This is a genomic window from Arthrobacter sp. MDT1-49-2 (genome assembly GCF_059090185.1).
The window spans coordinates 1-25,664 of sequence record NZ_JBNHFK010000005.1 but is presented as its reverse complement, the minus strand read 5'-3'; the positions used below and the strand labels follow the sequence as shown (position 1 = coordinate 25,664).

Annotated in this window: 20 protein-coding genes, 1 tRNA gene and 1 rRNA gene; 10 read left to right on the top strand and 12 right to left on the bottom strand. The window is 67.6% G+C overall.

The window, feature by feature from the left end; all coding sequences use genetic code 11:
• The first annotated feature begins 53 nt into the window (after positions 1 to 53).
• Positions 54 to 1,484, top strand: coding sequence for an HNH endonuclease (locus tag AC5RTS_RS08225; protein WP_493991581.1), 1,431 nt, complete (start codon positions 54 to 56; stop codon positions 1,482 to 1,484).
• A gap of 139 nt (positions 1,485 to 1,623) precedes the next feature.
• On the opposite strand, the gene AC5RTS_RS08220 is transcribed toward AC5RTS_RS08225, so the two are convergent.
• The 3 genes from AC5RTS_RS08220 to AC5RTS_RS08210 are packed head-to-tail and all read right to left on the bottom strand — an operon-like array spanning position 1,624 to position 4,587.
• The gene (locus tag AC5RTS_RS08220) at positions 1,624 to 2,400 is read right to left on the bottom strand and encodes a GntR family transcriptional regulator (protein WP_493991580.1); all 777 of its coding nucleotides are present in this window, start codon (positions 2,398 to 2,400) and stop codon (positions 1,624 to 1,626) included.
• A 10-nt stretch (positions 2,401 to 2,410) separates the two neighbouring features.
• On the bottom strand, positions 2,411 to 3,382 hold the full coding sequence (locus AC5RTS_RS08215; RefSeq protein WP_493991579.1) for a hydroxymethylglutaryl-CoA lyase-like TIM-barrel protein: 972 nt from the start codon (positions 3,380 to 3,382) through the stop codon (positions 2,411 to 2,413).
• The gene (locus AC5RTS_RS08210; RefSeq protein WP_493991578.1) at positions 3,379 to 4,587 is read right to left on the bottom strand and encodes a CaiB/BaiF CoA transferase family protein; all 1,209 of its coding nucleotides are present in this window, start codon (positions 4,585 to 4,587) and stop codon (positions 3,379 to 3,381) included. The genes AC5RTS_RS08215 and AC5RTS_RS08210 overlap by 4 nt, the downstream gene beginning before the upstream one ends.
• 401 nt (positions 4,588 to 4,988) lie before the next feature.
• Here AC5RTS_RS08210 and AC5RTS_RS08205 point away from each other — a divergent pair, with 401 nt between their 5' ends.
• From AC5RTS_RS08205 to AC5RTS_RS08190, 4 genes are all read left to right on the top strand, one after another.
• Positions 4,989 to 7,076, top strand: a complete 2,088-nt coding sequence (locus tag AC5RTS_RS08205) for a hydantoinase/oxoprolinase family protein (RefSeq protein WP_493991577.1) — start codon at positions 4,989 to 4,991, stop codon at positions 7,074 to 7,076.
• 5 nt (positions 7,077 to 7,081) lie between these two features.
• On the top strand, positions 7,082 to 8,956 hold the full coding sequence (locus AC5RTS_RS08200) for a hydantoinase B/oxoprolinase family protein (RefSeq protein WP_493991576.1): 1,875 nt from the start codon (positions 7,082 to 7,084) through the stop codon (positions 8,954 to 8,956).
• The gene (locus AC5RTS_RS08195; RefSeq protein ID WP_493991575.1) at positions 8,953 to 9,561 is read left to right on the top strand and encodes an isochorismatase family protein; all 609 of its coding nucleotides are present in this window, start codon (positions 8,953 to 8,955) and stop codon (positions 9,559 to 9,561) included. Before AC5RTS_RS08200 ends, AC5RTS_RS08195 begins: the two co-directional genes overlap by 4 nt.
• Positions 9,562 to 9,796: 235 nt before the next feature.
• Entirely contained in the window at positions 9,797 to 10,474 is a 678-nt protein-coding gene (locus AC5RTS_RS08190; protein WP_493991574.1) for a DsbA family protein, read from the top strand.
• Positions 10,475 to 10,561: 87 nt separating this feature from the next.
• Here AC5RTS_RS08190 and AC5RTS_RS08185 read toward each other — a convergent pair whose 3' ends face one another.
• The gene (locus AC5RTS_RS08185) at positions 10,562 to 11,251 is read right to left on the bottom strand and encodes a helix-turn-helix transcriptional regulator (protein WP_493991573.1); all 690 of its coding nucleotides are present in this window, start codon (positions 11,249 to 11,251) and stop codon (positions 10,562 to 10,564) included.
• Between the two features lie 73 nt (positions 11,252 to 11,324).
• Here AC5RTS_RS08185 and AC5RTS_RS08180 point away from each other — a divergent pair, with 73 nt between their 5' ends.
• The 3 genes from AC5RTS_RS08180 to AC5RTS_RS08170 all read left to right on the top strand — a co-directional run bounded on the left by AC5RTS_RS08180 (position 11,325) and on the right by AC5RTS_RS08170 (position 14,656).
• Positions 11,325 to 12,074 carry an alpha/beta fold hydrolase gene (locus AC5RTS_RS08180; protein WP_493991572.1) on the top strand — a complete coding sequence of 250 codons (750 nt, stop codon included), beginning with the start codon at positions 11,325 to 11,327 and terminating at the stop codon, positions 12,072 to 12,074.
• A gap of 112 nt (positions 12,075 to 12,186) precedes the next feature.
• Positions 12,187 to 13,302 (top strand): phosphatase PAP2 family protein, encoded by a 1,116-nt coding sequence (locus AC5RTS_RS08175; RefSeq protein ID WP_493991571.1) that lies wholly within the window; start codon positions 12,187 to 12,189, stop codon positions 13,300 to 13,302.
• 52 nt (positions 13,303 to 13,354) lie between these two features.
• Positions 13,355 to 14,656, top strand: a complete 1,302-nt coding sequence (locus AC5RTS_RS08170) for a hypothetical protein (RefSeq protein WP_493991570.1) — start codon at positions 13,355 to 13,357, stop codon at positions 14,654 to 14,656.
• Between the two features lie 9 nt (positions 14,657 to 14,665).
• Here AC5RTS_RS08170 and AC5RTS_RS08165 read toward each other — a convergent pair whose 3' ends face one another.
• The 5 genes from AC5RTS_RS08165 to AC5RTS_RS08145 all read right to left on the bottom strand — a co-directional run bounded on the left by AC5RTS_RS08165 (position 14,666) and on the right by AC5RTS_RS08145 (position 20,573).
• The gene (locus tag AC5RTS_RS08165; RefSeq protein WP_493991569.1) at positions 14,666 to 15,913 is read right to left on the bottom strand and encodes a beta-ketoacyl-[acyl-carrier-protein] synthase family protein; all 1,248 of its coding nucleotides are present in this window, start codon (positions 15,911 to 15,913) and stop codon (positions 14,666 to 14,668) included.
• Positions 15,906 to 17,594, bottom strand: coding sequence for a class I adenylate-forming enzyme family protein (locus AC5RTS_RS08160; protein WP_493991568.1), 1,689 nt, complete (start codon positions 17,592 to 17,594; stop codon positions 15,906 to 15,908). Before AC5RTS_RS08160 ends, AC5RTS_RS08165 begins: the two co-directional genes overlap by 8 nt.
• A gap of 22 nt (positions 17,595 to 17,616) precedes the next feature.
• Positions 17,617 to 18,447, bottom strand: coding sequence for an SDR family oxidoreductase (locus AC5RTS_RS08155; RefSeq protein WP_493991567.1), 831 nt, complete (start codon positions 18,445 to 18,447; stop codon positions 17,617 to 17,619).
• Positions 18,448 to 18,570: 123 nt separating this feature from the next.
• Positions 18,571 to 19,215, bottom strand: a complete 645-nt coding sequence (locus tag AC5RTS_RS08150; protein WP_493991566.1) for a response regulator transcription factor — start codon at positions 19,213 to 19,215, stop codon at positions 18,571 to 18,573.
• Positions 19,203 to 20,573, bottom strand: a complete 1,371-nt coding sequence (locus AC5RTS_RS08145; RefSeq protein ID WP_493991565.1) for a sensor histidine kinase — start codon at positions 20,571 to 20,573, stop codon at positions 19,203 to 19,205. Before AC5RTS_RS08145 ends, AC5RTS_RS08150 begins: the two co-directional genes overlap by 13 nt.
• Before the next feature lie 146 nt (positions 20,574 to 20,719).
• On the opposite strand from AC5RTS_RS08145, the gene AC5RTS_RS08140 reads away from it, so the two are divergent.
• Together AC5RTS_RS08140 and AC5RTS_RS08135 are read left to right on the top strand one after the other, a co-directional pair.
• Positions 20,720 to 21,475, top strand: a complete 756-nt coding sequence (locus tag AC5RTS_RS08140) for an ABC transporter ATP-binding protein (protein WP_493991564.1) — start codon at positions 20,720 to 20,722, stop codon at positions 21,473 to 21,475.
• Positions 21,476 to 21,477: 2 nt separating this feature from the next.
• On the top strand, positions 21,478 to 23,955 hold the full coding sequence (locus AC5RTS_RS08135) for an ABC transporter permease (protein ID WP_493991563.1): 2,478 nt from the start codon (positions 21,478 to 21,480) through the stop codon (positions 23,953 to 23,955).
• 57 nt (positions 23,956 to 24,012) lie between these two features.
• Here the strand turns inward: AC5RTS_RS08135 and AC5RTS_RS08130 are convergent.
• The 3 genes from AC5RTS_RS08130 to rrf form a co-directional block, all read right to left on the bottom strand.
• Positions 24,013 to 24,100, bottom strand: a tRNA-Ser gene (locus AC5RTS_RS08130).
• 77 nt (positions 24,101 to 24,177) lie between these two features.
• Complete coding sequence (locus AC5RTS_RS08125; protein WP_493991562.1) at positions 24,178 to 24,825, bottom strand: TMEM175 family protein; 648 nt, start codon at positions 24,823 to 24,825, stop codon at positions 24,178 to 24,180.
• A 165-nt stretch (positions 24,826 to 24,990) separates the two neighbouring features.
• Positions 24,991 to 25,107 (bottom strand): 5S ribosomal RNA (rrf, locus tag AC5RTS_RS08120).
• Between the last annotated feature and the right edge of the window lie 557 nt (positions 25,108 to 25,664).

Below are 25,664 nucleotides of genomic sequence, written 5' to 3'. Positions count from 1 at the left end.
CCCGGCCCACTGGAACGGATGGAACCGACAGAGCCGAGGCTGCCGATGCGTTCGTGGGCGACTATCCGGATGGCTTCGCTGGAACACTGTCACTGGCAAACCTTGAATGCTTCGATGAAGTCACCACCGGTGAAGCTCTGGGCCGGATGGCACATCTGATTGCCTGGGCGCAGGCGCAGCAGGCCCGCCTGATGAACCGGATGCAGGAGGTCTTCCGGGACAGCTACCGGGACGCAACCGGCCGGCTGGAACCGGGCATGGCATTCAGCCTTGCCTCCACTGAGTGTGCGGCCATTCTGCGAGTCCCGCAAATGACCGCCCAACGGCTGATGGACGAAGCAGGCAGCCTCTGCGGCCCGCACACCCCCACCCTCACCGCTCTGGAAGACGGCACGCTCAGTTACGGGCATGCGCAGGTTCTTCTGGACCAGTGCGAGAACGTTCCCGCTGCTGACCTGCCCGAGCTTGAAGCGGACCTGCTGAGCGCTGCCGAAGGTCAGACCCGGGCCCAGTTCTCCGCCAAAGCCCGCCGGCTCCGGGAGAAGAAATATCCCCAAACCATTCCCGCCCGGCACCAAAGCGCCTTCGAGAAGCGGAAGGTCATTCTCGATCCGGCCGAGGACGGCATGTCCTGGCTGTCCGCTCTGCTGCCCGCACCCGAAGCCCAGCAGATCTACACCGCCCTGAGCACCAGTGCACAAGGAGAGCAGCTGGCCGGTGACCCGCGGACTCGGGACCAGTTGCGGGCCGACATCCTGACCCAGCTGCTGCTGGGCAGTCTCGGACCAGGCGGCCGCCGTCAGCATGCGGGCAACACCGACGGTGGTCACGCGGGCTTGGTCGGCAGCGAAGCTCATGTTGGAACGGCCAACTATGGAGGCCACGCGGGCACTGCCGAGCATGGCGGTCACACTGGCAACGCCGGTGCCAGGCGCACCGACCCTGACGAAACCGGGACCATTCCTCGCGCCGAGATCATGGTCCTCATCAACGCCGAAACCCTCTTTGGCGCCGACGATCAGCCCGCCGAACTCCACGGCTACGGACCTATCAGCGCCGAAGCTGCCAGGAGGCTGGCCCGCAGCGCCACCCGGTGGACCGGACTCGTCCGGGACCCGCATACCGGAGAGATTCTGGGTGTGGGCAGGCGGAGGAAAGTCCCGGCCGGACTCGCCCGATGGCTGCGGGCACGGGACGGGACCTGCAGGTTCCCCGGATGCCGGGTCAGTACCGGGGTGACTGAGATTGACCACACCATGGACTGGGCGAAGGGCGGGAACACCGAGCATTCGAACCTGGCTCATCTGTGCCGGAGGCATCACCGGTTCAAAACGCTGGGTTATTGGAAGGCCTGCCAGCCGAAACCCGGGGTAATGGAATGGACCTCGCCTACCGGGCGGGTTTACCGGACCGAGCCCTTCCTTGAACTGGCGGAGTCACACAAACATCCAGCATCCGAGCCTGCCGAGGCAGCCCCCTTCTGATGAGGCTCGTCCCGACAGAAGAGCCATCCGGGAGTGGTGCCTGACGGCGGCGGTGCAGGGGCGCTGTCGTCGTCGGCGGTGCAGGGGCGCTGTCGCCGGTGGCCGCCCACGCGGCGGACCCCCTCGAACGCCATCCTCCCTACGAAACAGCCTGCACAGCTCCCGCCGCGTTCCGCGCGGCAAGGATGTGGGTGCGCATGACGGCTTCGGCCCACTCTCCGTCCCGCGCCCGAGCCGCTGCCACCAGCTCGGCATGATGGGACATGCTTCGCTGCAACGCTTCCGGACTGTACTTATGGAAGGTGTGGGCCACAACGGCAGGACGCATCAACGTCTGCAAGGCTGCAGCAAAGTGCCGGTTGCCGCACCTCTGGACGAAAATCTCGTGAAATTCCTTGTTGAGGACTCCCAATCCTTCCAGCGAACCGCTGCGGGCAGCCTCTTCCATGGCCGATGAAAGTTCTGCGAGGCGATCCACATCGGCATCGGTCAGCCGGGGCACCGCTAGCAGCGCAGCATGAGGTTCAAACCCGGCACGGACGTCATACAAATCCGCGACATCCTTGCCGCTGAAGCTCACCACCTGAGCACCCTTGTTGCGGCTCAGCTCCACAATCCCCTCGGCCGCCAGCCGGCTCAGGGCCTCCCGAATAGGAGTACGGCTGACACCCATCCGCGAAGCGAGGGCAGCTTCGCGCAACCAGGTCCCGGGCCCCAACTCACCGGAGGCGATGAGCTCCCGGATCCGGGCATAGGCGCTGTCATCGGCGGGGGCGGCGGGCTGCGCCGGCGACTCAGCGGGCGCAGCAAACTCAGCGGGCTGGGCGGGCTGGGCCGGCGACTCAGCGTGCCCTGCGGCCGCATCATCCGGCGCTCCAGATCCCGCAGGGGCAGCGGTCGCGGTGGGTTCTTCCATGCCCACCACGTTATCCCCGTCCGGCTGCAGGTTCGGGCAGCTCGGGCCAGGACGCTGCTGCCAGGTCGGCACGGGTGCCGCCACGGGAAACGAACGACGCCGAAGGCCGCCCCGTAAGTTCAATACTCCGGTCCACCGCACGCATGTACTTCGGCAGATCTATTCCCGTGGAAATCCCCAACCCGTCACACAAATGCACCAGATCCTCCAGCGGTGCGTTGCCCAGCACCGACGGATCGCCGGGAAACCACAAGTCCCCGCCAAGCCCGGCAAAGGAACCTTCCAGCCAGTCCGCACCGGCCATCATCGCAGCAAGAGCATTGGCAGGAGCAAACCCGTTGCGGTTATGCAGATGCACCCCCACTTCCAGACCCGGATACAGCGAGCGCGCCTCCGCCACGCCGTCGTACATTTCCCCGGGCTCCTCCTCACCGGACGTCCCGGCCAGGTACACACCGGCAGACCCGGCGTCGACGGCAGCCTGCACCACCCGCAACCGTTCGGCCCGGGGAACCGGACCGCGGGCGGGTGCGAAAAACGAGCACGCCACGGCAGTGACGAGACGCAGCCCGGCAGCATCGGCAAGTTTCCCGATACGCGCCAGATCGTTCAGCGCCTCCGCGACGGTCAGCCGCTGATTGCGCAGGCTGACCTCCTCGTCCGCAGACACCACCACCACGAGCTCGTCCAGACCGCAGTCCACCGCCCGCTCGGCACCGCGGTAGTTGGGCACCAGGCCCCGGTACCGGACTCCGGGGATCCGCGGCACCGCCGCCATCACGGCCGCGGCATCGGCAAGCTGCGGCAGCACCTTCGGATGCGCAAAGGACACCGCTTCAATCTCCCGCACACCCGCGTCGATCAGCAGCCGGACCAGCTCCACTTTCTCCGCCGTCGCCAACGGTTCGGGCACAGACTGCAGGCCGTCCCGCAACCCCACCTCCACCAACCGGATGGACTGCGGCAATCCGGGAATGCTCATGCCACGCCGCCCGCCCGCAGCCGGGCCAGCGCATCGGAATCGACGCCGATGCCGGCCAGCACCTCCGCGGTATGGGCACCCAGCTCCGGGCCCGGCCAGCGCACCGTTCCGCGGGTCCGGCTCAGCCGCGGAAAGACATTCTGCATGGCCACCGACCCCAGTACCGGATGCTCCACCTCGGTAATGGATTCACGGGCTTGGAACTGCGGATCGGCAAACATGTCCACCGGCCGGAAGATCCTGCCGGAGGGCACCCCGTGTTCTTCCAGCAGCGACTCCAGTGCCTCCGCATCCAACCCGGAGGTGAATTCCGCAATCCGGCTATCCAACTCTTCCTGCCGTTCGCCCCGGGCACCGTGCGTGGCGTAACGGGGATCATCAGCCAGCTCGGGGACACCCATCGCCTTGGCCAGCCGCCCAAACACGGTGTCCTGGTTCGCAGCAATCAGCAGCCACTGCCCGTCCTGCGTGGGATACACATTGCTCGGCGCCACGTTGGGCAGCACCGCACCGGTACGTTCCCGCTGGTATCCCGTGACCTGCCATTCCGGCACCAGGGACTCCATCACGCCAAGCACCGCCTCGTAAATCGCCGAATCCACAACCTGCCCGCGCCCGCTGCGCTGCCGCTCCTGCAACGCCGCAAGAGCACCGATGGTGGCGAACAGGGCCGCGAGGGTATCCCCGATGGAAATCCCCACCCGGGACGGCGGCGTGGACGGATCGCCCACCACATACCGCAGCCCGCCCATGGCCTCGCCAATCGCACCGTATCCGGCCCGCTGCGAGTAGGGGCCGTCCTGCCCGAAGCCGGACACCCGGACCATCACCAGCCCGGGGTTCAGCTCCTGCAGCTCAGCGAACCCCAGCCCCCAGCGCTCCATGGTCCCCGGCCGGAAGTTCTCCACCAGCACATCAGCCTGGGCGATCAGCTGCCGTGCCAGCGCCTGGCCTTCGGGATCGCGCAGGTTCAGCGTGACGGAACGTTTGTTCCGCCCGACGACGGACCACCAGAGCGACTGCCCCTGCGGCAGCTGCCGTCCCCACTGGCGCAGCGGATCCCCCTTGGCGGGATCTTCGATCTTAACGACGTCGGCCCCCAGGTCGCCGAGCAGCTGGCCGCAGAACGGCCCCGCCAGCAGCTGGCCCATTTCCACCACCCGCACCCCGGCCAGCGGCCCGGCGGGCTGTTCGGATGGTGCCATGGTGGTCCTCCTGAAGATTCCTGCGACGCGGCCTCCGCGGAATGCGGAAGCCAATGGTGCATACAACTTGGCAGTACTCGGCGCTACCTGTCAAGGAACCGTGAATGCCGGATTCATGGGTTGTATGCAATCTATTGACAGTGTTTCACGTCACACCTAGCCTGATGCCACCGGACACGGCACAGGCAATCAGGCACGCAACAGAGCATCCAGCCACCAAGCAACCACGTACCAAAGCGCCACAGCTGCTCAGCACCACAGCACCGCAACACCGCAGCACCGCACGACGCACCACAGTCAGGCACCCGCCGCGTCCCGGCACGTTCCTCCCCGCACTTGCTCCCCGCACTTGGACCCCGCACTTGCATCCCGAGTGCACCCCCACACCTCAAGGAGAACTGATGGCATTTCGGTTAGGCGTGGATGTGGGCGGCACATTCACCGACATTCTGCTGGTCAATGAGGACACCGGGGAAACCCACCGGTACAAGACCTCCTCCACCCCCGAAGACCAGTCCGCCGGCGTGCTGCACGGCATCCGCCAGGTCTGCGCCGCAGCAGGCATCGAACCGGCCGAGGTCCGCGACGTCCTGCACGGAACCACCGTGGCCACCAACGCGATCCTGGAGAAGAAAGGTGCCCGAGTCGGCTTGGTCACCACCCGCGGATTCCGGCAGGTCCTGCAGATTGCCCGCTCCTTTGTCCCCGGCGGACTCGCCGGCTGGATCATCTGGCCCAAACCCGAACCGCTGGCCGACCTCGAAGACACCGTGGAGGTCACCGAACGGGTCTCCACCACCGGATCCGTACTGATTCCCCTGGACGAGGACGACGTCCGCGCACAACTGAGCAAACTCCGGGAGAACGGCATCGAAGCGCTGAGCATCTGCCTGATCAATGCCTACGCCAACGGCGACCACGAAGCGCGGATCGTCGAAATTGCCGCAGAAGAACTCCCGGACATCCCGGTCTCCCGCTCCTCCATGGTGCTGCCGGAACTGCGCGAATATGAGCGGGCCATCACCACCGTGGCCAACGCCTACGTGCAGGGTCAGGTCTCCGGCTACGTCCGCAACCTCGACGCCCAGATGACCGACGCCGGCATGGACGCCCAGCTCTCCATCCTGCGCAGCGACGGCGGCCTGGTCTCGGGTGCCGTCGCCGCCGACAACCCGGTCTCACTGCTGCTCTCCGGACCGGCCGGCGGAGTGACCGGCGCGGCCTGGGCGGCTGAGCAGGCCGGCTACAAAGATTTCCTCACCTTCGACATGGGCGGCACCTCCACCGACGTCGCCCTGGTGCAGAACCTGCAGCCGCGGATCGGACGCGAAACCACGGTCGGAGACCTGACCGTCCGTGCCACGTCCGTGGATGTGCGCACCGTCGGTGCCGGCGGCGGCTCCATCGCCCACGTTCCGCAACTCACCCAGGCCCTGCGGGTGGGCCCGCAGTCCGCCGGAGCAGCGCCCGGTCCGGCCTCCTACGGACGCGGAGGCCTCGAACCCACCGTCACCGACGCGAACGTGGTCCTGGGCTACCTGCCTGCACAGCTCGCCGGCGGCGAAATCGGCCTGGACGCCGAAGCCGCCACCGCCGCAGTGAAAACCATTGCCGACGCCACCGGGCTGAACGAGGTGGAACGCGCCGCCGAAGGCATTGTGCACATCGTCAACGAGAACATGTTCGGCGCACTCAAACTCGTCTCCACCCAGCAGGGTTTCGATCCCCGGGACTTCGCGCTGGTGGCCTTCGGCGGGGCCGGACCGCTGCACGCCAATGCACTGGGCAAACTCACCGGCGCCTGGCCGGTGATCATTCCGCCCTCCCCCGGCGTGCTGTCCGCCTACGGGGACGCCACCACCAGCCTGCGCGATGAAGCGGCCCGCACGCTCGTGCGCCCGTTCGGCGATTTCTCCGACGCCGATCTGGCCGGGCTGCTGGAGGAACTGGCCGGCACCGCCCGGGAGACACTGCTCTCCGCCGGGCTCGGCGAGGAGGACCTGAGCATCAGCTACTCCGCGGACGTCCGCTACCACGGGCAGGGATTCGAAATCCCCGTCCCGATGGACTTCGATGCCTTCAAGGCCGGGGACGGCAGCGGATTCGCGGGCCTCCGCACGGCGTTCGACGCCGAACACCAGCGGCTGTTCTCCTTCCTCCTGGACAACGAACATGAGCTGGTCACCGTCCGGGCCACGGTCAACGGACCGCATCCGGAAGTCGCCTCGATCACCCTCGAATCCGGCGGCACCGATCCGTCCGATGCCGAACGCACCAAGAGCAGCATCTACGTGGACGGCGCCACCGTGGAAGCCACCATCTATGACCGGGACCGGCTACTCGCCGGCAACGTGGTCACCGGCCCGGCCGTGATTGCCGAAATGGACTCCACCACCCTCGTCCTGCCCGGACACACCGCCACGGTGCACCCGCACGGCAGCCTGCTCATCCGCCCCGTCGAAAAATCCCCCGAAGATTCCAAGGAGTAGCCCCCATGGCCCAGCTTGTGGAGACCGCCACCGAGCCGTTGCGGGCGGTCGACGTCGACGTCGTCACCCTCGACCTGATCGAAAACGCCCTGCGCAGCGCCCGCTACGAAATGGACGAAACCCTCTTCCGCACCGCCCTGAGCCCGGGCATCCGGGAACAGCATGACGAGTTCCCGCTCATCGCCGACCCGGCCGGAAAAATGATCGTGGGCCAGTTCGGCCTCTCCATCCCGGACTTCCTGGCGAACTTCAACGGGACCATCGAGGAGGGCGACGTCCTGATGACCTCGGACCCGTACTCCTGCGGCGCCGCGATCAGCCACGCCAACGACTGGCTGGTGGTGATGCCGATCTTCTACGAGGGCAGGATTGTCGGCTGGTCCTCGCAGTTCGGCCACATGACCGACGTCGGCGGGAAGACTCCGGCGTCCATGCCCACCGATGCGCGCACCATCTTCGAAGAAGGCGTGGTCATCCCGCCGTTCAAGCTCTACCGGCGCGGGGAGCGGGACGAGACGTCGCTGGGCATCATCCTGAACCAGGTCCGGAAGCCGGACTGGAACCGGGCGGACCTGAACGGGCTGGTGGCCGCCTGCAGCACCGCCGCCCGCCGGGTGCAGGAAATGTGCGCCCGCTTCGGCGTCGACACCTACACCTCGGCGCTGAACGCCCTGCTGGACCGCAACTACCGGGCCATGAAGACCCTGCTGTCCATGGTGTTCGAAGAGGGCAAACCGCTGTCCTTCACGGACTTCATTGACGACGACGGCCGCGGCTTCGGCCCCTATGAACTGAAGATGACCATCACCCGCACCGGCGAAAAGGTGCTGATTGACCTGACCGGCAGCAGCCCGCAGGCGCAGGGGCCGATCAACTACTACATTAACGAGAACCTCATCCGGATGTTCTTCGGGATCTACATGATCACCGTCGCGGACCCGCAGATCCTCTGGAATGACGGTTTCTATCCGCTGGTGGACGTGGAAATCCCCGAGGACACCTTCTGGAAACCCCGCTATCCCGCGGCGCTGAACGGGCGGAACCACGGCATCGGCCGGCTCTTCGACCTGTTCGGCGGGCTGCTCGGCCAGGCCAACCCGGACCTGCTCAACGGCGCCGGTTTCTCCTCCTCGCCGCACTTTATGTACTCCGGGAACTACAGTTCCGGGGACCGCAAGGGCGAATGGTTCCAGCTCTACTCGATCGGCTTCGGCGGCATCCCGGGACGCCCGGTGGGCGACGGACCGGACGGGCATTCCCTCTGGCCTTCCTTCACCAACATCCCCTGCGAGTACCTGGAGTCCTACTACCCGATGGTCATTGAACGCTGGGAAACCATCGCGGACACCGGCGGTGCCGGGCTGCACCGCGGCGGCAACGGGGTGGACGTGGCCTACCGGTTCCTGGAACCGGGCACCATCGCCATCCACGACGACCGGTGGCTCACCTACCCCTGGGGCGTCCGCGGCGGCGATCCGGGCGCCCGCGGCCGGAAATGGATCGACCGGGCGGACGGCAGCACGGACATCCTGCCCTCCAAGGTGCACGACGTCGCGGTTCACCCCGGCGACGTACTGCACTTTGTCACGTGGGGCGGCGGCGGATGGGGCGATCCCCTGGAGCGGGACCCGGAACTGGTGGCCAAGGAAGTGCGCCGCGGGCTGGTGACCGCGGACGGCGCCCGCCGCTACGGCGTCGTCTGCTCGGAAAAGGGCACGGTCGACGACGGCGCCACCACTGAGTTGCGCACCCAACTGCGTGCCACGCGCCAGGAGCCGCTGCCCCTGTTCAACCGCGGCGGCGAGCTTCCCGACCTGCTGGCTAACAGTCTCACCGAAACCGGCTTGGCCGCACCCGCTCCCCCGGTGGCGATGCTGTGACCGGGTTTGCCGAGGGTTTTGACGGGAATCTGGCCCCGGGCACCACTCCGGCGGTGGTGTCCGTGGACCTGATGCGCGCCTACTTCGAACCGCAGAGCCCGCTCTGCCTTCCGGACAAGGGTTTCCTGGACACGGCCGCCGCGGTGATCGGGGCGGCCCGGGCAGGCGGCATTCCGGTGCTGCACACCCGGGTCAGTTACGGGCCCGACGGCGCGGACGGCGGGGTCTTCATCCTGAAGGTCCCGGCACTGCGGCTGCTGATCGGCGATGCACCGCTGGGCACGATCATGCCGGAAGTGGCCCCGGTCCAGGGCGAGGCGGTACTGGTCAAACAGTATGCGAGCGCTTTCTTTGGCACCGATCTGGCCGAGCGGCTGCATGCCCAGGGGGTGGACACCCTGGTGATCGTGGGCACCAGTACCAGCGGCTGCATCCGGGCCACGGCCGTGGACGCGGTGCAGCACGGCTTCATTCCGATTGTGGTGGGCGACGCCGTCGGCGACCGGGATGACACCGTGCACAACGCCTCGCTGTATGACCTGCAGGCCAAGTATGCGGAAATCTGGGACGGTGCCGGCGTGATGGAGTACTTCCGGACCGGATGACCCGGCAACCGCCGCACGGGTAAGCACGTCCCGGATAGCACGTCCCGGTAATCTGCCTCACCCGCTGGCCCGATCAAGATCACAGCAGAAGGCCGGAAAACCCCTTTCGTACCCCCGCGGCCCGGTGGAAAAATTGAAGGTAAGCAGTGTTCCAACCTGCATTAGTCCAACCTGTAGTTTTCCAACCCGTACTTGGCGCGTGCTGCGCGCGCTTCCCCAATACCGGAAAGGAACCATGCGCAGGGCTGTACCTTCACTAATCATCGCCGGCCTGTTAGTAAGTGGAGGGGTGGTGTCCTGCGGGACAGATACCCCGTCCCCCGAAACCAGTGCCACCGCTACCGCTTCAGCCGAAGCCAGCGTTCCCGCAGACAAGATGGACAAGCTGGTCCCCGCGGACGCCCGGACCATTACCGATCCGGCCGATCCGCAGGCCACCCTGGTCCTCTTCACCGACTACCAGTGCCCCTACTGCGGCATGATGGACCCGCTGATCCAGCAGGCCAAGAAGGATTACGGCGACCAGGTCCGCATTGTGGTGCGGAACTATCCGCTGCCCAAGCACCAGAACGCTGAACCGTCCGCCCGCGCCGTCGAAGCCGCGGCGGAGCAGGGCAAGCTGGAGGCCATGGCCGCCAAGGTCTTCGAGCACCAGCAGGACTGGAAGACCGAGTCCGATGTGGACGGCATCTTCGCTGGTTACGCCGAAGAACTCGGTCTGGACATGGACCGGTTCAACGCCGACTACACGTCGGACGCCATCAAGGACCGGGTGGCTCGGGACCTGCAGGATGCCCAGGACCTCCAGGTCAAGGGCACGCCCAGCCTGTACCTGGACGGCAAGGCCGTGCAGCTGGAAGACGGCGACTACAGCGAGATCTCCGAACCGCTGGATAACGCACTCAGCAACTAGCGGCAGGGCATCCCACGGCCCCGCGGCCCCGCGGCCACACCCCCGCAGACAAACCTCCCCTGCACCAGCACATCGCCGGTGAACAGCTCAGCCGTTCACCGGCCGTGCATTCGCCGGAGGGTCTCCGACCTCGCTGACGGTGTGGCCGCTGCAGGCCATCGCGGTTGCGCTGGCTGCTTCGATTCGTGACACGGCGAACCACCGGATGGCATCCCGCAGCCGGCACCAGCCCACCAGATACCACCGCCCGTTCGTGGACGCGAACAGCACCGGCTCGACGTCGCGCACGGTCGCCGTGCCGTCCGCTGCCGTGTAGCGGAGGCGGAGCACCCGCTGCTCGGCCATGGCTTCCTCCAGAACAGATCTGATTACCCGTGCGGATGCGGGAGGCGCGGCGACCCACACGCGGCCGGCCAGCTCATCTGCCCGTCGTTGGGTCCGCGGATCAAGGACATCCATGATCTTCCGGACCCCGGCGGCAGCCGAATCGGCATAGGGAGCATCCGATGCGGCAGAGACGGCAGCCATAAGCGCCACCGCCTGCGCCGGAGACAGGCTGACCGGCGGCAACGTTGCGCCCGCAGCCAGTCCGTAGCCGCCGCCCGGACCCGGACGGGACCAGACCGGCGCACCTGCCCGTTCCAGCGCTGCGAGGTCCCTTTTGACGGTGCGGACGGAGACGTCAAACTCCCGCGCCAGCCGGCCGGCGCTGCATCCCCGAGTCCCGCTGCGGCGCAGCATCTCGGAGAGGGCATGAAGCCGTTCGGTTCGCTTCACCGGGAAATCTCCTGCAGATTCATGACAGAAATGGTGACACACACCTGTCCGCCGGGTCTGCAAAAGTTTCAACATGACCACAAACAACAGCAACCGGCCCATCCTCCTCATCGCCGGCCACTGGCTTGGCGCCTGGGCCTGGGACGAGGTGCTCGAACACCTCATCACAGACCACCCCCGCACCATCGCGGTGACTCTGCCCGGACTCGAGGAGCACGACCCCTCGCGCACCGCCGCCACCTTGGATGATCAAGCCGCGGCCATTGAGGACATCCTTATGCGCGCCGGGGGTGAGCCGGCGGTTATCGTCGCGCATAGCGGGGCCAACTTTCCCGTGTGCCTTGTCCTCGACCGGCACCCCGAACTCGTGCACAGCGTCATCTGGGTCGATTCCGGCCCGGTCGCGCCCGGAAGCATCTTCGCCCCGGACCTGCCGGACTCGCTGGACGAGCTGCCGCTGCCGCCCTTCGACGTCCTGGGCCAACAGGCGAGCCTCGAAGGCCTGAGCTCCGAGGCCCTCGAGCGGTTCCGGACCAGGGCCGTCCCTGAACCGGGCGCCGTGCTGCGGCAACCCGCCAACCTTCCACAGGGCACCCGCAGCGAGGTTCCCACTACCCTGATCTGCTGCTCCATCCCGGGCGCACAGATGCTCGAACTGGCCCGGACCGGCCATCCGATGTTTGCCGAGGTGGCGAAACTGGAGCACCTCGATGTCGTTGACCTGCCCACGGGCCATTGGCCCATGTGGAGCCGGTCCCGCGAGCTCGCCCGGGTCATCGGCTCCACCGCATCCTCAGCCCCGGCCGTGTCCGAAACCGCCTGACAGCAAAGACCATGCCCGGCGAAAAACCGGCCTGCCGGGATGTGATCGAAAGCATACTGAGCATACGGGCACTTACCCCGGATTCCGCGGGCCGGTGGGATAAAACAGTCTAATGACTATCCCCGCCGGGCCTGCCCGCTCTGCCTGGCGCCGTCTTTTCGGCGTCCCCCTGCTGGTTGCAGCAGCCTTCACGGTCTTGATGCTGGCAACCGCCGTCGTCGCCGGTTTGCCGGTCCGTGATCCGGAAGGATTCCTTGGCCCGAGCTACGTCCGGCTGCCCCTGATGGTGCTGCTGATGATCGCTGCGGACGTGGTTCCCCGGGTCTTCGCACGACGCCGGGAGCTGGGCGGCGTGGGCGCCGCAACGTCGCACGTCCTGCGCACCCGCTGGACGGGGTCGCGGCTGGCCGTAGCGATTGCCGGACTGCTCACCTTCTACCTGGCGTACATGTCCTACCGGAACCTGAAGAGCTTCCTGCCGTTCCTGCGGGAGGGCCTGACCGACCCCATGCTGGAAGCTTCGGACAAGTGGTTTGCCGGCGGAGCCTACCCGGCCGATGTGCTCCAGAACCTCCTGGGTACCGGATTCAGCGCCGCCCTGCTCTCCGGCGTCTACATGCTGTTTATGGTCTTTGTGCCGGTGTCCCTGGCCGCAGCGCTGGTGTGGTCCGACAACCTGCAGCGGGGTGCCTGGTACGCCACCGCCCTGGCCTTCAACTGGATCCTGGGTACGGCCAGCTACTACGCGCTTCCCTCGCTGGGCCCGGTGTATGCCGACGCCACACCGTTCTACGACCTGCCGGAAACCACGGTCTCGGCCCTGCAGGACACCCTGTATGAAAACCGTGCCGAAGTGCTGACGGATCCGTTCGCCTCGGAAAACGTGCACGGCATTGCAGCCTTCGCCTCGCTGCATGTGTCCATCATCTTCACCGCCGCATTGGTGGCCCACCTGACCCGGCTGCCGAAGGCGGTCCGCTGCATCATGTGGATCTACTCGGCACTGACCACGCTGGCCACGGTGTACTTCGGGTGGCACTACGTGGTGGACGTGTTCGCCGGTTTTGCGCTGGGTGCGGTGTCCGTGGGGCTCGCCGCCCTTGCGGTGGGAACCGGGCGGAAACACTTCGCCGCCCGCGACGCCGAACTGGTCCAGCCCGGGGCGTCCATGCCCGACGTCGAGCCGGCGGTTCCCGGCGTCGAGCCGGAGCTTCCCGCCGTACGCTAGGCTTCCTTGGCAGCGGGATCTGCCCGCCGGAAAGTGTCTGGGGGAACGTGGCATGCGGAGCCGAGCCGAGTCGCCGGGCTCTGTGCACCCGCACAAACAGCACAGGCCCGGCCGGCTGAAAGTAGTCCTGGCCACCCTCGCGATCGTCACTGCCATCTCCCTGCCCGACGTCTATCCGGCCGTGCTGGACGCCGCCACACGCCAATCCGCCCAGGATTCCCGGACACAGGGCTACGTTGTGGTGACGGCACGCGAGCACGTACACGCCTCATCCGACCCCCTCCCGGCGGACATCAGCGAAGCGGACTACGCAGCGTTCTGGAACGAACCGGAGATGAACACCCCGGACACCGCTGCCCTGCTGAAGGTCCTCAACGAGGCCTCCGCGAAGGGCCTGCGGAACAGCACGGACCATCTGCGCAGCACGGCACAAACCATCCGGGCCCCGGACAAGCGCGCTAACGCCCAGGCCGCCGTGGACGAACTGGCCGAACTCATCACGCACGGGCAGATCCGGCAGGCCAAGAAGATGGTCTACGAGGACCTGACCGGACTCGCGCAACGAACCTGTTTGCCCGATACGGTCGGAAGCTTCCCCTCCGTGTCCGCCGGCTCCCTCATCAGCGACTGGCGTGCGGTTACTCCTGAGAACGAAGTGCTGCTGTCCTGGGCCGCCAAGGACACCGGACCGGTGGGCGGACTGGTGGACAAGGTTTACCCCGGAGCCTTGGCGGCGGCCCTCCCCCGGGCATGCCCCTTCTCTTCCCCTCCCGTCAGCCCCCATCCGGAAGATACGGAACTGCTGGCGAGCATCGTTTGGACAGCCAGCAGCATGCTGGAACGGGCAAAGGCGCCCGCCAATGCCCGGGGCACCCTTTCCGCGGAGCGCTACGAAGCCTTCTGGAACAGTCCAGCCATGACGTCACCGGAAGCCGAGTCCTACGTTGACCGGCTGGGGACAAAATTTCACGATGCACGCCTTGAGGAGATAAGGGTCCAGCGCGAGGACGCGAACCGGATCGTCGACGACGGCTCCCGCGAATACGCTCTGCAGTACCTTGACCTTGCGTTCAGTGAGTCAACGTCGGATGCCGGCAGGAACCAGGCCGCCGCCGCGGTCTACGGGAATATTGAGAGGTACTGGGGCGACACCTGCGCTCGCCCGGAGGAGGACTCGTTTGCGGTAAAGCGCAACCGGTGGACATCCCGTCTGGAACCGCTCTACATCGACCCTTATCTGGACGCCGCCTGGAGCATCCGGACTAAGCAGGGGTGGCGGACCTCCATCGACCTGGCACGGGAGTTCTACCCGGAAGCGTACGAAGCCGGGCTCCACAACTACTGCACCTACTAGCGCCGCGAGTCAGACCGGCCCGAACGCCGCCACAGCGTTCTGCCCGCCGAACCCGAACGCGTTCGTCACGGCATACCGCACCCGGGATTCGCGGGCCGTCCCGGGCACATAGTCCAAATCGCACTCCGGATCCGGTGTTGTGTAGTTCACCGTGGGCGGGATGACGCCCTCGCGGATGGCCATCACGCAGAGCAGGGAGCCGAGGGTGCCCGCAGCGCCGATAAGGTGCCCGGTCATCGACTTGGGAGCGGTGACGGCCAACGACGGCGCGTGCTCGCCGAAGGCGGTATGCAGCGCGAGGGTTTCGGTCCGGTCATTGGCCAGCGTGGAGGTTCCATGCGCTGCCACCAGGTCCACGTCCTCCGGGTTCAGCCGGGACCGGTCCAGTGTGCGGCAGATGGCTTCGGCCGCATACCTGCCGCTGGGATCCGGAGCCACAATATGGAACGCGTCGCTGGTCATCGCCCCGCCCAGCACCTCGGCGTAGACCTCGGCACCGCGGGCCCGGGCATGGCTGAGCAGTTCAAGCGTGCACACCACGGCACCTTCCCCGAAGACAAAACCGTCCCGGTCCGCATCGAACGGCCGGCTGGCTTCCTGCGGGGAGTCGTTGTTCCGGGAGAGTCCGCGCATGGCGGAGAGTCCGGCAAACATCACCGGAGTAATCGCTGCGTCGGTGCCGCCGGCCACCACCACGTCCGCATCACCGGCCAGCAGGGTACGCCGGGCCTCGAGCAGGGCCGCTGTGCCGCTGGCGCAGGCCAGGGCGCTGGCGTTCACCGGCCCGTGCACGGCCAGATCAATCGCCACCTCGCAGGCAGGCATGTTGGTCAGCGACGACGCGACGAAGCTGGGGCTGATGGGACGCAGCCCGTCCCGGCCCAGCGTCTCGGTGGCGTCCTGGATTTCCGGATACCCGGACACCGCACTGTTAATCAGGACCGCCGCTTCGGTGCCTTCCAGCGAATCCCCCAGTCCGGCGTCGGCCACCGCCTCCCGGGCCGCCGCCACGGCCAGATGCGAGGCGCGGGAGGAACGGCGCAGCCGTTTGACCGGCAGCAGCTGTGCGGCGTCGAAGTTCCGGACCTCCCCGGCAATCCGGGTGGGTAACTCCGCGGCGTCGAATGCGGTGATCTTCTCAATGCCGCTGCGCCCGGCCTGCAGGCCGGACCAGGTGTCCGGCCAGCTGTTCCCGAGCGGGGTCAGCGCCCCCATGCCGGTGATGACAACACGGTCGGCCATCGGGTCCTCACTCATCCGCAGGTGCCTTCTGTGCCGCCCCGGGCACCTCCATCCGCCCGTCCAACCAGTCCTGGGCGGCGGCGTCGGCCACCTTGTAGTGCATTTTCTTCCCCGGGGCGGTCAGGGGCACCTCGTCCACGAACCGGTAGCCGCGCGGCCGTTTGAAATCCGCCAGACCGGGATGCTCACGGCAGAAGGTTTCCAGTCCGGCGGCGTCCACCGTGTCATCACGGCGGACCACGTACGCCACCACGCGCTGGCCCCACTGGTCATCGGGCACGCCCACCACCACGGAGTCCAGCACGCCGGGATGGTCCGCGAGCGCGGCCTCCACCTGGACCGGGTGGACGTTTTCGCCGCCGGAAATGATCATGTCATCGGTCCGGCCCATGATGGTCACGTACCCCTCCGCATCCCAGGTGGCCATGTCCCCGGGATACAGCCAGCCGTCGTGGAACTTCTCCTCCTCCACCTGCGGGAGGTTGGCGTAGCTGAACCCGGACTTCGGCGAGCGCATGATCACCTCGCCGATTTCGCTGCCGTCCCGGGCGGCCAGTTCGTGCGGCTGACCGCGGCGGCCCTCGAACACGCGGACGACGGCGACGTCGTCGTCGGTGCAGGACCTCCCGGCGGTGCCCGCGTGCGCCGGCAGGTCCTCCGGGCGCAGGAAGGTGTTCCAGAATCCCTCGGTGGTGCCGTAGCCGTTGAAGATCCGCGGGGTGAGCAGTTCCTGGTACCGGATGGCGGCGGCACGGTCCAGCGGCGCACCCATGGTGACAATGCCGTGCAGGGTGCCCAGATCGCGCGGGTTTTTCTCCTGCTCCGCAGCGATCATCTCCAGGGTGGTGGGCGCCCCGATCAGGTAGGTCAGCCCCTGCTCCCCCACCCAGTCCAGCACCGTGGCCGGATTGAAGCTGCGCAGCGGCACCACGGAACCGCCGATGTAGAACACCGGGTTGGGCCCGCCGGAGTGCAGCCCGCCGCGGTGGAACCACGGGGTCATGTTCAGGGTGCGGTCCTGCGGGGTGAGCGGAAAGTGCATGATCACGTCGTGGGCGCTCATGAGTTCGGCGATGGAGGGCAGCGGCACACCCTTGGGCATGCCTGTGGTGCCCGAGGTGTAGAACCGGGTGCTTTCCTCGAAGGTGGAGAAGTCCGCGGGCAGGTCCGGCAGGGTGCCGGTTGCCTCGGCCACGGCGGCGTCGAAGTCCTGTCCCAGGTGCCCGGACCCCATCCCCCAGCGCCCGGCGTCGTTGCCCCCGGCCACCAGCACCGTCGGGGAGACACCGGCCAGTTCCAGGGCCCGCTGCGCGCCGTCCGCGTGTTCGGCGTCGATCACAAACACCGCAGGATCACTGTCCCGCAGGATGTGCGCGGTTTCCGCCGGGGCCAGCCGGTAGTTCACCGGCACGCTGACGGCGCCGAGCCGCTGCGTGGCCAGGTACAGCAGGGCGAATTCCACTCCGTTGTAGAGCTGGTACAGCACCCGGTCCCCGCGTCCGACGCCGCGCTCGGCCAGGGCACGCGCCACGGAATCCACGGCGGCACCCAGCTGGGCGTAGCTCCATTCCCGGCCGGTGGGCGGGTCCACCAGCGCAATGCTGTCCCCGTAACGGGCCACGTTGCGGCCAAAGCCGGCGGCATACGTGAGCGAGTGCTCGAAATAGTCCCGGTAGCGGGTGGAATCGTAGCTCACGGCTGCCTCCTGTTGGGTTCGGCTAGGAGCGGCGGTCCCGGGTGGGCCGGTCCGGAAGTTGGATCGGCGGGCCCGAGGCCTCGGAATGGAAGGGCGGGGCAATCACGGACAGGCCGCCGTCCACGGCCAGCACCTGGCCGGTGATGTACTCGGCGCCGGGTGAGAGCAGGAACTCCACGGCGGCGGCCATTTCATCCACGGTGCCGGCCCGGCGCTTGGGAATCCGGGCCAGCACGCTTTCCATCGCGGCCATGCCGTCCATGGAGTAGAAGTAGTCCAGCGAATCGGAATCGATCAGCCCGCCGTTCACGGCGTTGACGTTGATGCCGTACCCGGCGAATTCCACGGCCATAAACCGGACAAAGGATTCCACGGCGGCCTTGTAGGAGCCCAGGGCGGCGTAGGTGGGGAACGCCCGGCTGCTGCCGTAACTGGTCAGCGCCACTATGCGCCCGCCGTCGTCCATCAGCTTCACTGCCTCCTGGGCGCCGAGGACAAACGGGCGCACGTTGACGGCGTAGGCGCGGTCCAGGTGGTGGGTTTTCAGGTCCACCACGTTCTTGAAGGCCGCTGCGGCGGCGTTGTTGATGAAGAAGTCCAGCCGGCCGTATTCATCGGCAGTGGCGTCGAAGAGCCGGACTATGTCCTCGGGATTCTCCACGTCGGCCTGCACGGCTATCCCGCCGCCGCCCAGTTCCTGCAGCCGGGCCACCGTTTCCTTGGCCATTTCGGCGTTCTGCCGGTAGCTGACCACCACGTGGGTCCCCTGCTCGGCCAACCGCTCCGCCACCCGCCGTCCGATCCCGCGGGACGCACCGGTGATCAGCGCAATCTTTGAGCCGTTTTGTTCCACGTGCAACCTCCCGGGCCGGTCCGTGCCTCACACCTTGTCACCGGACGCCACCGGGAAACAAGACCCGGCGGGCAACCCGGGCCAGGACCCGAGGCACCTCGAGCGAGAGGGCGGGTAGCCGGGCTAGGAACGCAGGTAGGCCAACGTGGCGAGCACCCTCCGGTGGCCGCTGTCCGACGGCGCGAGGCCCAGTTTCGCGAAGATGTTGCCGATGTGTTTACTCACCGCGGTTTCGGAGACCGTGATGGCCTCGGCAATGGCGGTGTTGCCCAGGCCCTCGGCCACCAGGCCCAGCACTTCGAATTCCCGCGGCGTCAGGGAGCGGATGGGGTCCTCAGTGGAACGGCGGCTGAACAGCTGGGCAATCACTTCGGGATCCATCACGGTCCCGCCGCCCAGCACACGGCGCAGCCCGTCCACGAAGTCACCCACGTTGCCCACGCGTTCCTTCAGCAGGTACCCGACGCCCTGGGCGCCGGAGCCGAGCAGCCGGCTGGCGTACCTGTCCTCCACATACGCGGAGAGCACCAGCACCGGAAAGTCGGGGACCTGGGCCCGCAGTTCCAGGGCGGCCTTCAGCCCCTCATTGGTGAAGGTGGGCGGCATCCGCACATCCAGCACGGCGCCGTCGGCACTGCCCGGCTCAAAGGCGGCGAGCAGGTCATCGGCGTTGTCCCACGCTCCCACTACCTCGAAGCCTTCGCTCTGCAGCAGCAGCTGCATCCCAGCCCGCAGCAGGGCATCATCTTCGGCAATCAGAAGGCGCATGGCAGCTCCACTCGCAGGTGTGTCGGTCCGCCCGGCGGACTCGTCAGGATCAGTTGGCCGCCGAACGCCGCGGCCCGGCGGGCAATTCCGGCCAGCCCGGTGCCCGAACCGGCGCTGGTGGGCGCATCTCCGGGGCGGCCGTCGCTGGTGGGCGCGTCTCCGGGGCGGCCGTCGCTGGTGGGCGCGTCCCTGGTGCGTCCGCCTCGCAACCCGCTGTCCCCGGCAGCGCTGACCCGGGCGCCGCCGTCGCCGTCGTCGTCCACTTCAACCACCAGGATCTCCTCGCGGCCCGCGGTTTCGGTCCGCAGCACCACGTCGATCCGGTCCGCGCCGGAGTGCTTGGCCGCGTTGGTCAGGGCTTCGGCCAGCACAAAGTACGCCGCCGCTTCCACCGCTGCCGGAGCACGCTGCAGGCCGGCAACGTTCAGGGAGCACGGGATGGGAGACCGGCTGGTCAGGGCCGACGCCGCTCCGCCCAGGCCCAGCTCGTCCAGCACCGGCGGGTAGATATCGTGCACGGCGGCGCGCAGTCCCGCCAGCGCCTCGGACGCGGCATCCTGGGCGCGGCCGATAAACGGCACGGCTGCCGACGGATCGGTTTCCGCAGCCCGCTGCGCCAGCCCCAGCATCATCACGACGCCGACCAGCCGGTTCTGCGCGCCGTCATGCAGTTCGCGTTCAATCCTGCGGAGCTCGGCGGCATGGGCGGCGAGCGCGCTGGCCCGCGCCGCGGAGAGGTCAGAGATCCGCCGGGCCAGGTCCGCATAGCGCCGCGGCGACAGGATGGCCAAGGTGGCACCGCTGAACCGACGGGCCAGCCAAGGAACCAGCACCCAGGCGCCCGCCACGTACACCAGTCCCAGCGCCATCATCAGCCCGGCATCGGTCCAGCTGCGCACGGTAATAGTCAGCTCCAACGGGGCGTCCGGCGGAAACAGGGCCCAGAACGGGGCGGCCAGCACATACAGCACACCGCCCAACGGCAATGCCAGGGTCAGTGCCGCGGCCAGCAGGGCGGAGGCGCTATGGAACAGCAGCCAGGACACGTCCCGCCGGGTCTCCGGGGCACTGACCATGGCCGCCAGTTCACCGAAGGAATGCTTCCCGGCCAGATGGCGCCGGTCAAAGGGGATCACCGCGGAGGTGAAGCCGGCAGCCCTTCCCTGTGCCCGCGCCGCCAGAAGGTTCAGTGCACCCAGCAGCCCCGGCACCGCGTACAGGCCCACCCCCAGCGGCAGGAACGGCAGCAGCGCCATCCCGGCCACCAGCATTCCCAGGGATGCTAGCCAGTAGCCGCCCTCCCGCAGGAGAAAAACGGCATCCCGGAAGCGGGATTCGAGGCCGGCACGGATAGTCACCTGCCTGATTATGCCGGAGCCGCCTGGCCGTGTCGGTATAGCCAGCTATACCCCCAACCGACCGTTTGGCTGTATCGGATCCGTTCTTCGATCTCCGTAGCGTCGAAGACAGCCAACCTGCCCGCCCAATCCAAAGGATGATCCGCATGTTTACCGATGCTGACGAGTTTTCCGCCCCCGCCGCCCTGCAGCTTGCGGGCGTGTCCAAAAGCTACGGCTCCGGCCCCGCCGCCGTGCCCGCCCTCCGGGACATTTCCCTGGCCGTTCCGCAGGGCAGCTTCACCGCAATCATGGGTCCCTCCGGTTCCGGCAAGTCCACCCTGCTGCAGTGCGCTGCCGGGCTGGATGCCCCGGACCAGGGCCGGGTGCTGCTGGGCGGGACTGAGATTTCCCGGCTGCGCGGCAGGGCGCTGACCCGGTTCCGCCGGGACCACGTGGGGTTCGTCTTCCAGGCCTACAACCTGCTGCCCCAGCTCACGGTGTCCCGCAACGTGACCCTTCCCCTGCTGCTTGCGGGGCAGGCCACCGACGCCGTCTGGCTGGAGTATGTCCTGGACGCGGTGGGCCTGGGCGGTTTCGGCGAGCGGAAGCCGCAGGAACTCTCCGGCGGGCAGCAGCAGCGGGCGGCCATTGCCCGGGCACTGATCACCCGGCCCGCCGCCGTCTTCGCGGATGAGCCCACCGGTGCGCTGGACTCCGGGACGGCCCGCCAGGTCCTGGACCTGCTGCGGCACACGGTCTCGGAACTGGGACAGACCGTGGTGATGGTGACCCACGATCCTGTGGCCGCCGTCGCGGCGGACACCGTGGTGTTCCTGGCCGACGGGCAACTGGACGGCAGCCTGAGCGGCGCCACCGTCCATGAAGTTACCGAGCACGTTGCCTACCTGGGGGAGCGCTAATCATGTGGACTTTTGCCAAAGACTCCATCCGGCACCACCGCGGCGGGTTCGCCGGCGTGTTTGTGGCCGTGTTCCTGTGCGCGGCGCTGATCACCGCCATGGGTGTCCTGATTGAGTCCGGGCTGCGCGGGGGCACCTCCGCCGAGAAGCTGCAGGCCGCCGATGTGGTGGTGGGCGCCCCGCAGTCCCTGCCGGTGGTCGAAGATATGGACGCCCCCTTCGCCGAGCGGGTGCTCCTTCCGGAAGACGCGGTTGCCGAAATTGCCGGCATCCCAGGGGTTCAGCAGGCGGTAGCCAACGTCAGCATTCCCCTGGCGGACGACGACGGCCGCAGCCTGTCCGCCTCGGCCTGGGACTCTGCGGTCCTGGCGCCCTATGAGCTGACCGCCGGCGAGGCGCCCCGTGCCGCGGACGACGTGGTGGTGGACGGGTCCTTCGGCGCCGCCCCCGGGGACCGTCTGGTGCTCTCCCACGGCGGCGTGCCGGCCGAGTACACCGTGTCCGGTATTGCCTCGGCGCAGGACGCCGGCTCCTCCCCCGCTGTGTTCCTCAGCGCCCCTGCGGCGGAGGCATTGTGGCCGCATGCCGGGTCGGTGGCCACCGTCGGCGTGATTGCCGATTCTTCCGTGGATGCGGAGCAACTGGCGGCCGACGTCGAAAACCGGGTGGACGGCGTCGTCACCTACACCGGTGACCGGCGCGGCGACGTGGAGAACCTGGGCGGATCCGCGGCCAGGTCCATGCTGCTGCTGTTGAGCGGTTCCCTGGCCGGCGTGGCCGTGATGACTGCCGTGTTTGTCACCGCCGGCACGCTGTCCCTGTCCATCCTGGGCCGCCGCCGCGAGTTCGCCATGCTGCGCGCCGTGGGCGCCGGAAGCGGGCAGACGCTGGGCATGATCATCCGCGAGGTCCTGCTGGTTTCCGGCGCGGCCGCCGTGCTGGGGGCCGCGCCGGGCTTCGGGCTGGCGTATCTGCTCGGAGCCCAGTTCACCGCCGACGGCATCATCCCGGAGGATTTCGCCCTGGCCTACAGCCCCCTCCCCGCGCTGGCCGCCGTGGCGCTCAGTGTTGCCGCTGCCCTGGGGGCGTCCCTGGTGTCGGCCCGCGGCACGGTACGGATGGCCCCCACCACGGCACTGCGTGAAGCCGTTACGGAGAAGTCGCAGCTTGGCCGGGGCCGCAGGCTGGGCGGTATGACACTGTTGGCGGCGGGACTCGTGGCCGCGCTGCTGCCCGCGGCCCTTCCCGGCACGGCGGGGCTGGCGGTGGCCGCGTCCAGCGTGCTGCTGCTGATCATCGGCGCGGGCATGCTGGGGCCCTGGATCGTGGCCGGTGTGCTCCGGCTGGTGAAGCCGCTGCTGGGCCGCAGCCCCTCGGCGTCGCTGGCCCTTGCGGAGGCAAACGCCTCGGCGTTCCCCCGCCGGCTGGCCTCGGGAATCATTCCGCTGGCCCTGGCCATCGCGCTGGGCTCGGTGCAGCTGTTTATGCCCACCACGGTGGAGTCAGAGGCGGGCCGGCAGTCGCGGGACGGCATGGTGGCGGATTACATGGTCAGCGCACCGGCGTCCGGCATCTCTGCCGAGCTCGCCGCCGAGGTGGCCGGACTGCCGGCGGTGGACACGGTTACCCCGGTGGCCCACTCGGCGGTGCTGGCCGACCTGCGGTTCCTGGGCACCGAGGACGGGATGGAGGCCTACGGCATCCAGGGCCTGGAGCCGGACGGGCTGGACACCACCCTGGATCTGGGTGTCAGTGAAGGGTCACTGGACGGGCTCACCGAACCGGACACGGTGGCACTGAGCGTGGACCTGGCGCGGGAGTCCGGCGTCGGTCTGGGCGAGGAGTTCGCCTTCCATTACGGGGACGGAACTGAAGCCTCCGCCGTCGTAGTGGCCACGTATCAGCGCGGGCTGGCGTTCGGGGACGTGACGGTCGCCAACGACGTCCTGCTGGAGCACACCACTGCCGGGCTGAATGACTACCTGCTGGTGAGCGCAGCTGACGGTGCGGACGGCGCCGAGGTTGGCGAACAGCTCGCAGGGCTCGGCCTGACCGCCGTGGACCGGGATTCCGCAGGTGCCGCGGGCGCTGCGGAACGGCAGGCGGAATCCTGGGTGAACATCATCGCGATGCTGGTGCTGCTCGGTTATGTGGGCCTGTCGGTGGTGAATTCGCTGGTGATGGCCACCGCCCGGCGCCGGCCGGAGCTGATGCTGCTGCGGTCCCTCGGTGCATCGGACCGGCAGCTGTGCCGGATGACGGGTGCGGAATCGCTGTTGCTGGCAGTGGCCGCCGTCGTCCTCGGCACTGCCCTGGCCGTCCCGCCGCTGATGGGCATCGCGGTGAATGTCTCGGGAATGCCGCTGCCCACCATCCAGCCCCTGGTGTATCTGGGCCTGGCCGGGGCCGCGGCGGTGATCGGCTTCGGCTCGGTATCCGTGGCCACGCGGGCGGCGCTGCGGCAGGAAAAGCAACACTAGGGAGCCTCCCTGCAGACAAAGAAACACCCCGGCCCAAAGGACCGGGGTGTTTCTTTTTGGCGGAGGATGGGGGATTTGAACCCCCGAGGGCGTTAACCCAACACGCGTTCCAGGCGTGCGCCATAGGCCGCTAGGCGAATCCTCCAGGCTTGCTCCGTAAGAAGCAGATATAAGACTACCCGACACAGGCCCAATCCAACGAATCGGCCCCTCGCCTGGCCGTCAGCCCGGGGCGGAGCGCTTGCCGCCCACGTAGCGAAGCACGGCATTGATCAGAAGAATTGCCAGCCAGGACAGGGCCGCTGCCTGCGGGCCCCAGAGGAATGCCACCGGGATGGAGGCCAGGAAAACGGCGGGCGTTACCGGGGCAAGGACCTGCGCGTAGGCCAGAAGGCGGGGGTCCACGTCATCCAGGAACATGTGCGCGCGGCTGCAGTACCACCAGAGCGCGCTGTTGACGGTGCCGATCAGTCCCAGCGCCGCCGCATAGATAACGACTCCGAGCACCTGGTCACTGTAGAAGGCCAGCATGTCCGTGGCGTACCCCAGCAGGGCAACAAACAGCAGGAGCAGCAGGTTCAGTTGCTGCAGCCGGCCGGTGAAGCCCTTGAGCAGGCGGAAGAGGCGGTGATGGCTGAGCCAGTAGGCAGCAGTCACTACAAAGGACAGGGCATATGCGCCGAATTCCGGGAACTGCTCGGCCACGGCGGCGCCCAGTTGGTCCGGTGGAACCTGGGGAACCTTGATGTCCACGGCCAGAAGCGTCATGGCAATGGCGAACACGGCATCACTGAAGAACATGGTGCGGTCCAGATCGGGTCCGGAATTGACCCGCCGGGCAAAATGCCTGCTCATGCTCTCGTCGGCCACCGGACCATGGTGACCCGCCGGGCGGGTTTAGGTCACGGGTCGGGGCGGCAAACGGGCACCGACCCACGGCTTTAGCAGTGCCGTGGAATGCCGGCGCGGCCTCCGTGCAGGCTTAAACAGATAAGGACCCGCACGTCCTTGTGCGGATCCTTATCTTCAACGTATGTCCGGCGGTGACCTACTCTCCCACATCCTCCCGGATGCAGTACCATCGGCGCTGTGGGTCTTAGCTTCCGGGTTCGGAATGGGACCGGGCGTTTCCCCCACGCTATGACCGCCGTAACCCTTGCCCCGGACCACTTTCGCGGCGGGAAGTCTTTGGTTACAGGCTGCCCTTTCGGGTTTCTGCTCTATAAGTCTACCGCGTCTTTGACGGCCCGCTGACCACGCAGGACGAGGCCCTCACACACGTGATTCGCCGCCACGGCGTATCGCCACTGTCCATTGCCCATTGCCTGGCCTGGCTGCAGCAGCGAAGGACAGAACTGACCTTCCACTCCATAAGGAACGGGGGGGTGATCTCACTCTGGTCAGTCGCCCAAACATCCTGCTCATAGCGGGAACGTCCTCCGCCGGGCATCTGCGGAACAACGCAGCCGGCGCCGGAGTGGGGCTGTCCGCGGAGGACATTGAGGAGCTGGACGGCGTGGCTGGCGGGTCATGATTTTGCTTACTACCCGGTCGGCAGCCCTTGTCAGCATCAGCCAGGCCCGGACCTTAGCCAGCAGGGAGGGTTGGTTCGCGGGTTAAACAGGTGAGGGCCCCGCAACCATGCGGGGCCCTCAACCATCAAATTTTGTCCGGCGGTGACCTACTCTCCCACATCCTCCCGGATGCAG